We start from the raw sequence: 13,739 nt of genomic DNA on the forward strand, positions 1-13,739 counted from the left end.
AAGGACATCCGCATGGCCGTTCATGACCTGGAACTCGACCTTGGAGCCCTCCTGGAGCGCAACCCGGCGCTCCAGATTCCCCGCGACGAGTACAACATCAACGTCACCTCCAACGAGGGCGGCCGGCTCACCCCCGCGGAACTCACCGACGAGATCGCGGCCTTCCCCGGCGCCGGCCAGCCGGCCCACCTCTACTTCCACCTGCCGCTGTGCAACTACATCTGCCACTTCTGCAACTACGTCAAGCGCCTGGTCCCCCGCGGTAAAGAGGACTCGTCGCTGCGGCTGTGGCAGGACCTGCTGATCGAGGAGTCCCGGCGCTGGCTGGACCGGTTCGGCTGGGTGTCCGACGCCCGGATCGACTCGTTCTACATCGGCGGCGGCACCGCGGCCCTGCTGCTCAACAGCGCGGGCACGATCACCCCGCTGGTCGAGCACGTGCGCCGCCACTATCAGCTGACCGACGGCGCCGAGTTCAACATCGAGGGCAACCCGGAGAACTTCACCCGCGACAACCTGACGCTCGCCCGGGACCTCGGCTTCAACCGGTTCAGCCTGGGCGTGCAGTCACTCCAGGACGAGGTCAACGAGTTCACCAAACGACGGCACACGGCCGAGGAGTCGCTGTCCGCCGTCCGGAACCTGCTCGACACCGGCTGCCCGTTCAACGTCGACATGATGTTCGGGCTGCCCTACCAGACACCCGAGTCGGTGCGCGCCGACCTCACCGCGCTCACCGAACTGGGCGTCCCGACGATCACCATCTACCGGCTGCGCAACGCCGACCGGGCCGAGATGGGCATCGGCAACCGGGCCGTCTGGAACAACCCGGCGGTCCGCGACCGGCTCATCCAGCAGGGCTACTTCCCGGACCTGACCTCCACCTACGCCATGCGGCAGGCGGCCGTCGAGGTGCTGCTCGACCACGACTACTACCCGAGCCCGTGCGGCTGGTGGAGCCGGCCCGGCACCTACGAGGGCGGCAACATCCCGCAGACCTCGAAGAACAAGTGGGAGCACTACGACACGATGATCGCCCACGGGCCCGGGGCCTACGGGTGGCTCACCGGTGACGGCGCCGAGTTCACGCAGACCCACAACGACACCGACATCTCCGGGTACGTGCGGTACATGCAGACGCAGCCGGACCTGCCGCTGGCGTACGGCCGCCGCCTCGACGGGCACAAGGCGATCGGCACCGCGCTCGGCTTCAACTTCAAGGCCAACCAGCCGATCGTCCTCGACCGCTACAAGCGGCAGTTCGGCGCCGACCTCCTCGAAACCGAGCCGTTCGCGTCCGCGTTCTCCGACCTGATCGACCGCAAACTGGTCGAGGTGGTCGACGGCGGGGCCGCGCTGAAACCCACCCTGGACGGTGAGGCCCTGCACGAGGAGATCATCTACCACTACTTCCACCAGCGGATCAGCCTGTCCGACGCCCCGGTATGCAGGCGTTGATGAGCGGATCCCCCGACACCGGGTGGCTGGCCGGCGACGACCGGCCGGCCCCGGCCACCCTCAGCGGCGCCGAACGGCGGCTGTGCGACCTGCACGGCGCCGAGACCGCGGTGGTCCTGTCCGGGCCGGGCGCGGCGACCGCGTACGCCCTGGCCGCGCTCACCAACCCGGGCGGCCACGTGATCGTCTCCGCCGGACTCGGCGGCGCCGCCCGCGAACACGTCGAGCAGGAGTTCGGAGAATCCGGGCGGACCGTCGACTTCGCGGACTGCGACGACCTCGACGCGGTCGCCGCCCTGGTCGACCCGCGGACCCAGCTCATCCTCACCGAGTCGATGACCGACCCGGGGATGCGGCCGATCCCGGTCAACGACCTCGCGGCGCTCGCCCACAGCACCGACCTGCTGCTGGTCGTCGACAACACCGCGCTGTCCCCGGCCCAGTTGCGGCCCCTCGACCTCGGCGCCACCGTCGTCGTCGAGACCTGCACCCCCTACCTCGACGACCAGGCCGGACTCGGGCTGTCGGCGGTTTGCGGCCCGTCGCGGCTGCTGCGCCGGATCAGCGCGCAGGTGGCCCGTACCGGTGGGCGGCCCGACCCCTGGTCGGACCGGATGCTGGCCCAGGCACTGCGCACCCTGGACCTGCGGATGGCCGCCCACCACCGGCACGCCGACGAGATCGCCGAGTTCCTGCGCAAACACCCGGCGGTCGCGACGGTCCACCGGGCCGGCTTCGACGAGGCGCCGTGGGCGGTGGAGACGCACACCGGCTTCGGCGGCCTGCTGTCGTTCACCACCCACGAGCCGGTCGACGCGGCCCGGACCGGTGGCGCGATCACGGTGCCCGCCTGGGAACAACCCGGTCTCGACCCGTACCTGGTCCGGGTCGCGGCCGGACACGACGACGCGGCCACGCTGATCGGGCGGCTGCGTGCCCTGCTGTCCCAGGAGGCCGCCGCATGATCGCCGGAGTCGACCTGGCCGGCTGGCGCGAACTCGCCGGTGCCGTCCGCCGGGCCTCCTGGGAGGCGCAGGCCACGATCAGTGTCTCCGCCGCCGAGCCGGAGATCACCGTGCGGCCCATGCTGCTCGGCCCGTCCCGCGTCGCCCGCCCCTTCACCGTCGCCGGCGATCCGGTCTCGCTGCTGCTCAGCGCCCTCGCCGCCGACACCGCGGCCACCGTCGCCATCTCACTCACCCGGCAGGGCGCGCTCCCCACAAAGATCAACATCCGGGGGTACGCCGGGCAAGCGCCGAGAATGGGAGTGCACCTCGACGTAGCCGGCCTGGTCACATCCGCTCAACTGGCGGCGGCCGCCGACCACGTCCGCCGCTACAGCGTCATCCTGCGCACCCTGGCCGAGCCGAGTTCCGTACGCCTGCTGCTCGTGACCCCGGACGGCTCGCAACCGGTCCACTTCGCCGAACCGTCGCCTGCCTCGCCGTCGCTCGGCTTGCCATCGCCTGGCTCGCCGTCGGTGCGCTTCGCCGGACCGTCGAGTGCCGATGCCACCGGTGAGGCGCATGCCGTTTGGCGGCAGGGCGCCCGGTCCACGGTTACCGCCGCCGACCGCGCCATCGTCATCGACCGGCCGAAACAGTTGTTCGGGACCGACCGCGGCCCGTCACCGGAGGAATGCCTGCTCGCCGCTCTGGCCGCCGAGACCCGCATCCACACCGGCGGTGAGGTGCATGTGTCGGCCCGCCAGGACCTGCGCGGCGGCCTGGGCTTCGACGGCGCCCCGGTCGGGCTGCGCGACATCCTCGTGCAGTGCCTCGACCCGGAGGCGGCGATCCCGGCCCCCGGCCCGGTGCTCGAACTGCTGCGACAGCCCACCGACGTATCCATCGAGATCGAGAACCGGAGAACACCAGATGCCCCGTGAATGGGACGCCACCACCTACGACTCCCTGCCGCTGCCGCACAAGTTCTGGGGCAAGCGCACCCTCGCCCGCCTGGATCTCGCCGGCACCGAGACCGTCCTCGACGCGGGCGCCGGAACCGGCCGGGACACCCTCGCCCTGCTCGACCTGCTCCCCGAGGGCCGGGTCGTGGCGGTGGACGGCTCGGTCAAGATGCTCACCCAGCTCAAGGCGAAACTCGACGGCAAACTGGACCGGGTCGACGTGATCAACGCCGACCTGACCAAGCCGCTGCCCGTCGAGCAGCCGGTCGACACGGTGTTCAGCGTCGCCACCTTCCACTGGATCCACGACCACAGCGCCCTGTTCGCCAACATCGCCCAGGTGCTGCGCCCGGGCGGCTGGTTCGTCGCCGAATGCGGCGGCCAAGGTTGTGTACGGCGGGTGCTCGGCGCCGTCGAGGACGTGCTCGGCCAGCCCGCCGACGCCGCCTACTTCGCCGGCGTCGACGAGACCGTGGAGCGGCTGCGCGAGAACGGGTTCACCGACATCGAGGTCGACCTGCTCGACGACCCGGCCACTCTGGAACCGGGCGAGCAGCTGGAAAGCTACCTCGGCACGGTCGTCATCGGCCCGTACGTCGACCGGCTCCCCGAATCCGAACACCGCGGCTTCGTCCACAACGTGGCGAGCCGCCTGCCGGAGCCGGTGATCGACTACGTCCGGTTGAACATCAAGGCCCGCCGCAAGGGTTGAGAAGGGAGTGCCGTGCGCAGCGTTCGGCTCGCCGTCGTCTACGACACCGGCGCCGCCTCGCCGCTGGAGCTAAGTCTCCTGGCGGCCAGGTACGCGCCGATGGCGGTGATCGTGGGCGACTCACCGCACGCGGCCGCCATGATGCCGATGTTCGCCGAATTCGACCACGTCACGACCCTCGCCGGCGCCGGTGTGGAGGTGGGCGGCGTCGTCCCCACCCTCGCCGGCGCCGACCTGAGCGCGGACGGCGTCGTCACGTTCAGCGAGCGCATGCTGGTGCCCACGGCGGTGCTCGCCGAACGTCTCGGCCTGCCGTTCCACACCCCGGACGTGGCGGCGCTGCTCACCGACAAGCACCGGCAGCGCGAGGCCCTCGACGCGGCCGGGGTGACGCCCGTACGCCACCGGCCGTTGACCGATCCCGCCCGGTGGCCGGAGGCGGTCGCCCACACCGGCCTGCCCGCCGTGGTGAAACCACGCCACGGCGAGGCCAGCCGCGACACCCACCTGCTGCGAGACGAGGCCCAGGCCGCCGCGATCCTGCCCGGACTGCCGCCCGGCGCGTTCGTCCTCGAGGAGTACCTGCAAGGACGCCCGGAACCGAACTTCGGCGATTATGTGTCGGTCGAGTGCGTGGCCGCCGCCGGCACGGTCACCGCCCTCGCGGTGACCGGCAAGTTCCGCATCCTGCCACCGTTCCGGGAGACCGGCGGATTCTGGCCGTCGCACCTGAGCGACACCGAACAGGACGAGGTGGCGGCCCTGGCCGTCGCCGCCGTCGAGGCCCTCGGCGTCACCACCGGCCTGAGTCACGTCGAGATCAAACTGACCCCGTCAGGGCCCCGGATCATCGAGGTCAACGGGCGGCTCGGCGGTGGCATCGCCGAACTCGCCCACCGCGCCGCGGGCCTCGACCTGCTGGATCTGGCCGCCCGCGTCGCCCTCGGCGAGACCCCACCTGTACGGCGGGCTCGCCCCGATCGTGTGTACTTCCAGCACAACACCGTCGCACCCGAACAACCGTGCACGGTCACCGCCATCCACGGCATCGCTGCGGTGAGCGCGACACCCGGAGTCCACCGGATCCGCCCGTTCGTCCGCCCCGGCGAGCGGTTACCCGGCGGCGTGCACACCCACGAACTCGACATGCTCACCGGTGACGCCGCCGACCACGCCGAGATGATCCGGATCCTCGATACCGCACTGACCGAACTCGCCTACGAACTCGACGGTTCCCGCCTCTACAGCGCGCCGCGTCTTGACGGTGCGCGTTCTCCCGATGTCGCGTGGGGTGTTGATAGCCCGCCTGGTCTTGACGGTGCGCCTTCTTTCGAGAACGCGTCTCTTGTTGACGGTGCGTCATCTCTCGATGGCGCGTCTTTAGTTGACGGTGCGCCTCGTGTTGATGCTGCGTCTGATGTTGACGACGCGGTCCATGTTGATGCTGCGTCTCACGTTGACGACCTGTCTTGTCTTGACGACGCATCTTGTCCTGGCGATGCGTCTTGTCTTGATGACGCATCTTGTCCTGGCGATGCTTCTTGTCTTGACGATGGGTCGCGTGTACATGGCATGCCGGATGGCGACGGTGCGTCTCAGGTCGACGGTGCCTGGCGGGCCAGTAGGTAGCCCGCGTGCAGACGATTCCGGGCGCCCAGCTGGGCCATGATCTCGGCGACATGCCGTTGACACGTGCGCAGCGACAGCCCGATCCGCCGGGCGATCACCTTGTCCTCCTCGCCCTCGACCAGCAGGCGGATGATCTGCGCCCGGATGTCGTCGGTGACCGACAACGCCGGCGCGGCCCGGTCCGGGAACGGCAGCGCCGCGATCCAGAACCGCTCGAACTGCTCGGCGAGACAGCCGATCAGATTCGGCTCCCGCAGCAGCACCACACCGTCCGGGCCGGAGCGGACCGGTGCCACCGCCACCGTACGGTCGAAGATCAGCAACCGGGCCGCGCCCGGCGCCGAACTGCGAATCTCGGCGCCCAGTGCGGTCAGGTCCCCGGCCCGTGCCGCGGTCGGCGGGCGGTACCGGTCGGCGTGCCGGTACAGCATCCGCAACCGCACCCCGCGCCGCGGCAGCTCGTCGGCGACCAGACCCGGCCACGGCTCGCCCGGCTCGCAGACCAGCACCTCCTCGGTGCAGCGGGCGGCCAGGTCGGCGACCGTCCGGCTCACCTCGTCAGCCCCCTGCACCAGTTCGATCGCGTGTTCAGGGGCCCGGCCCGGCAGCCCGGCCCGGTACGCCGGTATCAGATCGTCGAGCGCCAGCCGCGCCTCGTCGGCCTGGGCCCGCAGCTCGGCGATCGCCTGCTCTACCGGCCCGAGCAGCAGTGTCCGGGCGATCTCCGGCGACACCGCGGCCAGCCGGCGGCCGTCCCCACTCGGCCGCAGCAGGCCCGCGGCGACCAGCCGTTCCACGGCCGCACCGACATCCCCCAGAGCCTCGGCGGGTGCGGCCTGCTCGACGCCGGCGTGACCGGCCGCGGCGGGTTCGGGGCGCTCGATGTCGGTGCGGTCGGCTGCGGTGACGTCTCGCGGGCCGAGGGCCTCGCTGAGTTCGGCGCGGTCGACGTCGGTGCGGGCGGCCGCGTAGGCGTACGCCCGCACCGCCGTCTCGCCGAGCTGTTCCCAGCGGAAATCGCCCAAGTCCGCGCCCTCCCCGTCGTACCGCGGTGTCCACATTAATCACGGGAGTTCGAAATGCCGCACCACATGATCAACAAACAGGTCGCCGCGCGTGCCGTCGAGCGCCCGGACGCCGTCGCGGTGATCGATCGGGGTGTCGCGGTGGACTACCGCACCCTCGACGCGGCGGCCGAGTCCGCCGCCGCCGAACTGGCCCGGCACGGCGCCGGCCCGGGAACCTTCGTGGCGGTACGCCTGCCCCGCGGCGCCCACCTCGTGATGACGCTGCTCGCCGTGCTGAAGACCGGCGCGGCGTACGCGGCTCTCGACCCGCGCTGGCCCCCGGACCGCGTCGGCCTGCTCCTCGATGCCCTCGACCCGCCGGTGGTCGCCGGCCCGTCCGACTGGAATCCGCTCTCCCATGATCTGTCCGAGTGGGCGGCCCTGGGGGAGCGGCCACCCACGGTCGACGTCACCGCCGACGACCCGGCCTGCGTCTTCTTCACCTCCGGCACCACCGGTGTGCCCAAGGGTGTGGTGTCCCCACACCGCGCCACCACCCGGCTGTTCGCCGCCGGGGGACCGCTCTCCTTCGGTCCTGGCACCGTGATGTGCCAGTCGTCGCCGCCCGCCTGGGACGCGTTCAGCCTCGAACTGTGGGGGCCGCTCACCACCGGCGGAACGGTCGTCGTCGCCCCCGACGACCACCTGCTGCCGCACGTGCTGCACCACCTCGTCACCGCCCACGGCGTGAACACCGCCTGGCTGACCGCGTCGCTGTTCAACCTCTTCGTCGACCTGGAACCGGACTGCTTCACCGGCCTGACCCACGTGCTCACCGGGGGCGAACGCCTGTCACCGCCGCACATCGGCCGGTTCCTGCGGCGGTTCCCGGAGACCGCTCTCCTCAACGGGTACGGGCCGGTGGAGACCTGCGTCTTCGCGACCTGCCACCCGATCGTCGGGGCCGACGTGGACCGGCCGGACGGGATCCCGCTCGGTCGCCCGGTTCCGGACACCACGATCGAGCTGATCGACGGCGAGATCCACATCGGCGGGGCCGGGCTGGCGCTGGGCTACCTCGGCGACCCCGGAGCCACCGCCGAGCGCTTTCGGAACGCGCTCTACCGTACCGGTGACCTGGGTATTCTCGATGATGACGGGGTGCTGCACTTCCGTGGCCGCGCCGACCGCCAGGTCAAGATTCGTGGCAACCGCATCGAACCGTCCGAGATCGAGGCGGTCACCAGCGGCATCGGCCAGGTCAAACAGTGCGTGGTCGTCCCGGTCCCGGGCGCCCGCCCGGGCACCTACGAGAAACTGGCCCTCTTCTACACGGCCCCACCCGGCAGTGGCCCGGCCTGGCTGCGCAGCCGCCTGGCCGCCGTCCTCCCGCCCTACGCCGTCCCCGACACGATCCGCCAGGTCCCCTCGATCCCGGTCACCCCGAACGGCAAAGCCGACACCCGCCTCCTGCTCAACCGCCTGTGACCCGCCGGGCCCTGAGTGCCGGCTGCTCAACCGGGTGCGACCCGCCAAGCTCCGGGCGCCGGCTGTTCGACCGCCTGGGACCCGCCGGGCTCCGGGCGCCGGCTGCTCAACCGCGTGCGACCCGCCAAGCTCCGGGCGCCGACTGTTCGACCGCGTACGGCCCGCCGGGGCGGGTGCCGACTGTTCAACCGCCGCCGACCCGCCGGGCTCCGGGCGCCGAGCGCAGCACCCGCAGCAGACGGCCCGGGGTCAACAGATGGGTGGGCGGCGCCAGCATGTTCGAGACCCTCAAGAAGGCCGCGCCCAGAGCCGGATCCCGGGACGCGGCCGCACGATAGTGCGTCAGGTAGGCGTTGAGCGGCCTGTCGACGGCACGCCGCGGGCCCTTCGCCTGCGGAAACCGCAGATCGGTGCCGGTAGCCAGCGACCACGGTGCGGCGACCAGGCGGGCCGCCTCGGTGAAGTAGCGATCGGTTTCGGTCAGCCGGGTCAGTAGCAGTGCCTGGAGCGCGGCCACCGTGATCCCCTGGCCGTAGATCGGATTGAAACTGCACAGCGCGTCACCGACCACCACGAACCCGTCCGGGCGGCGCGGCAGACGTTCGTAGTGGTGGCGGACGCTCGCCGGAAAGCGCATCCGGACCGGATCATCGAGCGCGACCGCCGTACCCAGGAAGTCTTTGATCTCGGGCCCGGGAAACGATCGAGCGAAAGCGAGAATCCCGGCGTCGTCGACCGGAGGTTCGTCGCCGTGCATGCCCGCGAGCAACAGCACGACCCGGCCACCCTCCTGACGGATAGTGACGCCGGTGCGTGGCATCCCCGGGTACGGCGCCATGATCACCGCGAAGTCGATACGACCCGGCTCATAGTGATAGTGACGGGTCGAATAGACCACGTCGGTGCGCACCGTACTCGTCGGCACCTCCCCGTAGCCGAGTTCCCGCAACCACACCGGCGACCGCGACGACCTCCCACCCGCGTCGACGACGAGATCCGCTTCGATCTCGTTATCCACACCATTCATTCGTACGCGTACGCCGCGCACGCCTCCCGCATGCAACAGCCCGGTGACGTCGGCGCCGTCGATGATCTCCACGTTCGGGAGAGCGCGGACCCGCTCTCGGATCAGGTGCTCGAGGAGCGCCCGGGTCACCCCGTAGACCGGCATCGGCGACCGCGCGCGCCGCATCGGATAGCCATCGAGATACCAGTGGCAGTCGTCGTGCAGGTCGCCCTGCGGTACGCCGGCCGCCAGCATCTCGTCCACGAACCCGGGAAAGAGCTGGTCGAGAACGGTGCTGCCACGAGCCAGGAGGGCATGGGCCTGCCGACTCTGCGGCACCCCACGCCGGGGACACGCGGTCTCCGGAAGCCTGTCCCGATCAAAGACGGTCACCCGCCCGCATTGACCGCTGAGTCCCCGCGCGGCGAGCAGCCCCCCGATGCTCGCCCCCATGATCACCACCCGCTCCATGCAGATGACCTTGGCGAGTATTCCGCCCGGGGTCCTGACTCTTTCCCCTGAATTCAGGCCATCGTGCCCGGCGAACGCCATGGACACGTCCGTCAGTTCCAGTCATGACCGTCATAGAGCAGTGGGTGGAGGTGCACCGTTTGGCAGTCGAGGGGCAGGTGCCGGCGATCGCCCGCGACGTCGGCGGCCGGTTGGGTGAGTTGTTCCTTCGCGGGTCCCGGTTCAGGGACGTGGAGGCCATCGCCAGCTTGACCCTGACATTAGGAACGGATACTGACGCCTTGTATCACCTGGGTTGGGCTCAGTCCGCCACCGGGCGGCCCCAGCAAGCACTGGCTACCTATGAGCAGGCCCGGCGTCTTCGCCGGGCGGACGGCGACCGAGGCGCCGAAGCGGCCATCCTCAACAACATCGGCCACGTTCACGACAGCCTGGGTGATCGGCAGCGCGCGCTGGATTACTTCCAGCAGGTTTTGCCGATCTGGCGGGAGGTGGATGATCGGCGGAGCGAGGCGATCACTCTCAGTAACATCGGTGGCGTTTACGATGGCTTGGGTGATCGGCGGTTGGCGCTGGAGTACTTCGCTCAGGCCTTGCCCGTCAGCCGGGCGGTGGGGGACCGGGCGGGTGAGGCGGCCACCCTCAACAACATCGGCAATGTGTATCACCGCCTGGGCGACTCTCGGCGCGCGCTGGCCTACTTCCAGCAGGCGTCGCCGATCTGGCGGGAGGCGGGTGATCGGTTGGGTGAGGCGGCCACCCTCAACAGCATCGGTGGCGTGTACCAGATTCGGGGTGACCTGCGGCAGGCGCTGGCCTACTTCGAACAGGCCCTGCCGATCCGGCGGGAGGTCGGTGATCGGTTGGGTGAGGCGACCACCCTCAACAGCATCGGTGGCGTGTACCAGATTCGGGGTGACCTGCAGGAAGCGCTGGCCTACTTCGAACAGGCCCTGGCGATTCAGCGGGAGGTCGGTGATCGGGTGGGTGAGGCGATCACGCTGAACAACATCGGCGGGGTCTATCAACGCTGGAGTGATCTGCGGCGGGCGTTGGAGTTCTACGAACAGGCATTGCCGACCCAGCGGGAGGTGGGCGATCGGGCGAGCGAAGCGGTGACCCGGTACAACATGGCGCTCATCTACCGGGAGGAGGGGGACCTCGACCGCGCGGTCAGCGAACTGGAGATCGTCGTCGAACTCGACCTGCAAGTCGAACACCCGGATCTCGAATCCGACACCGCGATGCTGGAGCAGGTGCGCCGGGAGCGCGACACCGGCCGCTGATCAGGCCGCGATCACCATCATGGGGTACGAACGGACGTCGCGGCCGCCGGTGCCGACCGTTTCCGCCGGGCGGCCGCCCGGCGGAAACGGCGACGAGGACATGGTCGCCTCCTACCACGCCGGTCTCATCGACCGACCACTACTGCGGGACCCGGGCCGAGACCTCGTCGAGGGCCTCCACATCGGCGACGCTCAGGTTCAGGGTCGCGGAGGCGATCAGCGCCGGGAGCTGGTCGAGGGTACGGGCGCTGGCGATCGGGGCGGCGATGCCGGGCCGCCCGCGCAGCCAGGCCAGCGCCACGGCCGCCGGGGCGACGCCGTGGTCCCGGGCGATCTCCTCCAGCACCTTCACGACGGCCAGCCCCGCGTCGTTGAGGTAGTTGCCGGCGGCGCCGCCCCGGATCGCGCCGTCGAGATCCTCGGCCGTCTTGTACTTCCCCGTGAGGAACCCGCTGGCCAGCCCGTAGTAGGGCACGACAGCCAGATTCTCCTCGGCGACGACCGGGGCGTTGTCACTCTCATAGCCACCCCGGCGAACCAGGTTGTAGTGCGGCTGCACGGCGACCGGCAGGGTGAGCCCGTTCCGGCGGGCGATCCGGAACCACTCGCGGATCCGCTCACCGGTGTAGTTCGACAGGCCGATCGCCCGGATCTTGCCGTCCTGGACCAGCCCGTCGAACGCGGCCGCGGTCTCCTCGAGCGGCGTCTTCGGGTCGTCGAAGTGCGCCCAGTACAGGTCGATGTGGTCGGTCCGCAGCCGCTTCAGCGAGGCGTCGGCGGCGGCCCGCACGTTGGCGGCGGCCAGGCCGCGGAACTGTGGGTGCTGACTGACCTTCGTGCCGATGACCACCCGGTCCCGGCTGCCGCGCGAGGCGATCCAGTCCCCGATGATCGTCTCCGACTCGCCGCCGGAATTGCCCGGCACCCAGGCCGAGTAGCCGTCGGCCGTGTCGAGGAAGTCGCCCCCGGCCTCCACGAAGGCGTCGAGCACCTGGTGCGACGCGGTCTCATCACTGGTCCAGCCGAACGTGTTGCCACCCAGGGCGAGCGGAAAGACCTCAAGCCCAGCACCGATGCCACTCATGAAGATCACCGTACTCCCCGACTGTGAAGACAAAATCAATCGACCGTCACCATCCTGTCCGTCAGTCCCAGTCATGACCACTGTCGAACGCTGGGTCGAGGTCCACCGCCTTGCGGTGGCCGGCCGGGAACCGGCGATCGCCCGCCGGCTCGAGCAGGTGCTGGCGCCGAAGTGGCTGCTCACGTCCCGGTTCACGGACGCTGCGAACCTCGCGCGCCTGACGCTGACTCTGGGGCCGGACGCCAGCGCCTTCTACGATCCGGGATGGGCCGAGTCCGCGACCGGAGATCTCCGGCAGGCCCTGTCCATCCAGCGTGAGAACTCCAACCTGGACGTGGTCCTCGCGAGTGGGGGAAGGCTGAGCGAGGCCGTCAAATTGCAGCGGCGGGCGGTGGCGCTGGCCGAGCAGGTGAGCCGTCCAGACCTTGATCGGTTGCGGGCACTCCTCGCTCAAATCGAACAGGCGGCGAGAGCCCAGGCGGAAGAGGCGCCGTCATGACCTCGATCGAGCAGGTGGTCGAGGTTCACCGCCTGGCGGTGAAGGGACGGGAGACGGTGATCGCCCGGAACATCGGGGGATGGCTGGCGACGGTGTGGCTGCGCGGGTCGCGCTTCACCGACGTCATCGATCTCGCGCGCCTGACCCTGACGCTCGGTCCGCATGCGCCCGCCCTCAACCACCTCGGTGGCGCCCAATCGTCCCTGGGGCGGCTTCAGCAGGCTCTGTCCAGCTATGAGCAGGCGCTGCGCCTCTACCAGGAGACCGATGACCGGGGAGGCGAGGCCGCCGCTCTCAACAACATCGGTGGCGTGTTCGAGAGCCTCGGCGACCGGCGGCGGGCGTTGGACTATTACCAGCGGGCGCTGCCCCTCACCCGGGACGTCGGTGGCCGGGAGGGCGAGGCCGCCGCTCTCAACAACATCGGTCTCGCCTATGACGGCCTCGGTGAATGGCAGCGTGCGCTGGAGTACTACCAGCAGGCTCTGCCGATCAGCCGCGAGATCGGTGACTCGGCCGGCGTGGCGGTGACTCTCAGCAACATCGGCCTCGCCTCTCGCCATCTCGGAGATCCACAGCGGGCGCTGGACCACTACCAGCAGGCGCTGTCGATCCAACGGGACATCGGTGACCGGGCAGGCGAGGCGACCACGCTCAACAACATCGGTCTCGCCCATGACGGCCTGGGGGACCAGCCAGGCGCGCTGGACTACTACCGCCGGGCTCTGTCGCTACGGCGTGAGGTCGGCGACCGGCAGGGCGAGGCGGTGACCCTCGCCAACATCGGCGTGTTGCTGGGCGACGTCGGAGAGAGCGAGCGGGCGCTCGAGTTCTTGCGGAAGGCACTGTCCATCCGTCGGGAGATAGGCGACCGGGTGGGCGCGGCGACCACGCTCAACAACATCGGCGCGATCCTGTTCGGGCTGGGCGACCTCGACGGGGCGAGGGAGGGCATGGAAGAGGTCCTCGAGGTCGTCCTCGAAGTCGGTGATCGCAGTTCCGAGGTGGTCGTCAGATCCAATCTGGCCGCTCTGCTGGTGGAGATGGGGAGGGTGGACGAAGCCCTCGAGTTCCAGCGCGGAGCGGTTGATCTGGCCGAGCGGATGGGACACCCGGCATCGGGTGCGCTGCGCAGGTACCTCGGCGACATCGAACAGGCAGCGAGAGAGAACGAGGATCGGTCGTGAGCC

At 70.1% G+C, this 13,739-nt stretch carries 12 protein-coding genes; 9 read left to right on the forward strand and 3 right to left on the reverse strand.

Translation table 11 applies throughout. The features are described 5' to 3' along the window. The first annotated feature begins 12 nt into the window (after positions 1-12). The 5 genes from KZ829_RS24875 to KZ829_RS24895 are packed head-to-tail and all read left to right on the forward strand — an operon-like array spanning position 13 to position 5,708. A complete protein-coding gene (locus tag KZ829_RS24875) occupies positions 13-1,458 on the forward strand; it encodes a radical SAM protein (RefSeq protein ID WP_220146320.1) in 1,446 nt (481 codons plus the stop codon). Next, on the forward strand, positions 1,458-2,423 hold the full coding sequence (locus KZ829_RS24880) for a PLP-dependent transferase (RefSeq protein ID WP_220146321.1): 966 nt from the start codon (positions 1,458-1,460) through the stop codon (positions 2,421-2,423). Before KZ829_RS24875 ends, KZ829_RS24880 begins: the two co-directional genes overlap by 1 nt. Then, complete coding sequence (locus tag KZ829_RS24885; RefSeq protein WP_220146322.1) at positions 2,420-3,346, forward strand: OsmC family protein; 927 nt, start codon at positions 2,420-2,422, stop codon at positions 3,344-3,346. Before KZ829_RS24880 ends, KZ829_RS24885 begins: the two co-directional genes overlap by 4 nt. Further along, the gene (locus tag KZ829_RS24890; protein WP_220146323.1) at positions 3,336-4,079 is read left to right on the forward strand and encodes a class I SAM-dependent methyltransferase; all 744 of its coding nucleotides are present in this window, start codon (positions 3,336-3,338) and stop codon (positions 4,077-4,079) included. Before KZ829_RS24885 ends, KZ829_RS24890 begins: the two co-directional genes overlap by 11 nt. A 12-nt stretch (positions 4,080-4,091) precedes the next feature. Then, on the forward strand, positions 4,092-5,708 hold the full coding sequence (locus KZ829_RS24895; RefSeq protein WP_220146324.1) for an ATP-grasp domain-containing protein: 1,617 nt from the start codon (positions 4,092-4,094) through the stop codon (positions 5,706-5,708). Here KZ829_RS24895 and KZ829_RS24900 read toward each other — a convergent pair. Beyond that, positions 5,675-6,733: a helix-turn-helix domain-containing protein gene (locus tag KZ829_RS24900; protein ID WP_220146325.1), complete on the reverse strand. Its 1,059-nt coding sequence runs from the start codon at positions 6,731-6,733 to the stop codon at positions 5,675-5,677. The genes KZ829_RS24895 and KZ829_RS24900 overlap by 34 nt on opposite strands. Positions 6,734-6,787: 54 nt before the next feature. Here KZ829_RS24900 and KZ829_RS24905 point away from each other — a divergent pair, with 54 nt between their 5' ends. Next, entirely contained in the window at positions 6,788-8,203 is a 1,416-nt protein-coding gene (locus tag KZ829_RS24905) for an AMP-binding protein (RefSeq protein WP_220146326.1), read from the forward strand. Between the two features lie 184 nt (positions 8,204-8,387). Here KZ829_RS24905 and KZ829_RS24910 read toward each other — a convergent pair whose 3' ends face one another. Beyond that, positions 8,388-9,680 carry an FAD-dependent oxidoreductase gene (locus KZ829_RS24910; protein ID WP_220146327.1) on the reverse strand — a complete coding sequence of 431 codons (1,293 nt, stop codon included), beginning with the start codon at positions 9,678-9,680 and terminating at the stop codon, positions 8,388-8,390. Positions 9,681-9,784: 104 nt separating this feature from the next. Here KZ829_RS24910 and KZ829_RS24915 point away from each other — a divergent pair, with 104 nt between their 5' ends. After that, positions 9,785-10,966, forward strand: a complete 1,182-nt coding sequence (locus tag KZ829_RS24915) for a tetratricopeptide repeat protein (protein WP_220146328.1) — start codon at positions 9,785-9,787, stop codon at positions 10,964-10,966. Between the two features lie 139 nt (positions 10,967-11,105). Here the strand turns inward: KZ829_RS24915 and KZ829_RS24920 are convergent, their stop codons facing one another. Continuing rightward, positions 11,106-12,050: an aldo/keto reductase gene (locus KZ829_RS24920; protein WP_220146329.1), complete on the reverse strand. Its 945-nt coding sequence runs from the start codon at positions 12,048-12,050 to the stop codon at positions 11,106-11,108. Positions 12,051-12,123: 73 nt separating this feature from the next. On the opposite strand from KZ829_RS24920, the gene KZ829_RS24925 reads away from it, so the two are divergent. After that, positions 12,124-12,549 carry a hypothetical protein gene (locus tag KZ829_RS24925; RefSeq protein ID WP_220146330.1) on the forward strand — a complete coding sequence of 142 codons (426 nt, stop codon included), beginning with the start codon at positions 12,124-12,126 and terminating at the stop codon, positions 12,547-12,549. Further along, the gene (locus tag KZ829_RS24930; RefSeq protein ID WP_220146331.1) at positions 12,546-13,736 is read left to right on the forward strand and encodes a tetratricopeptide repeat protein; all 1,191 of its coding nucleotides are present in this window, start codon (positions 12,546-12,548) and stop codon (positions 13,734-13,736) included. The genes KZ829_RS24925 and KZ829_RS24930 overlap by 4 nt, the downstream gene beginning before the upstream one ends. The last annotated feature ends 3 nt before the right edge of the window (positions 13,737-13,739 follow it).

The sequence above is a fragment of the Actinoplanes hulinensis genome (assembly GCF_019429605.1).
Classification (GTDB): domain Bacteria; phylum Actinomycetota; class Actinomycetes; order Mycobacteriales; family Micromonosporaceae; genus Actinoplanes; species Actinoplanes campanulatus.

Bases quoted from the DNA above. Each gene is read 5' to 3' on its own strand.
- KZ829_RS24905 (WP_220146326.1), top strand. From the start codon at position 6,788: ATGCCGCACCACATGATCAACAAACAGGTCGCCGCGCGTGCCGTCGAG.
- KZ829_RS24915 (WP_220146328.1), top strand. From the start codon at position 9,785: ATGACCGTCATAGAGCAGTGGGTGGAGGTGCACCGTTTGGCAGTCGAG.
- KZ829_RS24930 (WP_220146331.1), top strand. From the start codon at position 12,546: ATGACCTCGATCGAGCAGGTGGTCGAGGTTCACCGCCTGGCGGTGAAG.
- KZ829_RS24920 (WP_220146329.1), bottom strand. From the start codon at position 12,050: ATGAGTGGCATCGGTGCTGGGCTTGAGGTCTTTCCGCTCGCCCTGGGT.
- KZ829_RS24890 (WP_220146323.1), top strand. From the start codon at position 3,336: ATGCCCCGTGAATGGGACGCCACCACCTACGACTCCCTGCCGCTGCCG.
- KZ829_RS24925 (WP_220146330.1), top strand. From the start codon at position 12,124: ATGACCACTGTCGAACGCTGGGTCGAGGTCCACCGCCTTGCGGTGGCC.
- KZ829_RS24885 (WP_220146322.1), top strand. From the start codon at position 2,420: ATGATCGCCGGAGTCGACCTGGCCGGCTGGCGCGAACTCGCCGGTGCC.
- KZ829_RS24880 (WP_220146321.1), top strand. From the start codon at position 1,458: ATGAGCGGATCCCCCGACACCGGGTGGCTGGCCGGCGACGACCGGCCG.
- KZ829_RS24875 (WP_220146320.1), top strand. From the start codon at position 13: ATGGCCGTTCATGACCTGGAACTCGACCTTGGAGCCCTCCTGGAGCGC.
- KZ829_RS24910 (WP_220146327.1), bottom strand. From the start codon at position 9,680: ATGGAGCGGGTGGTGATCATGGGGGCGAGCATCGGGGGGCTGCTCGCC.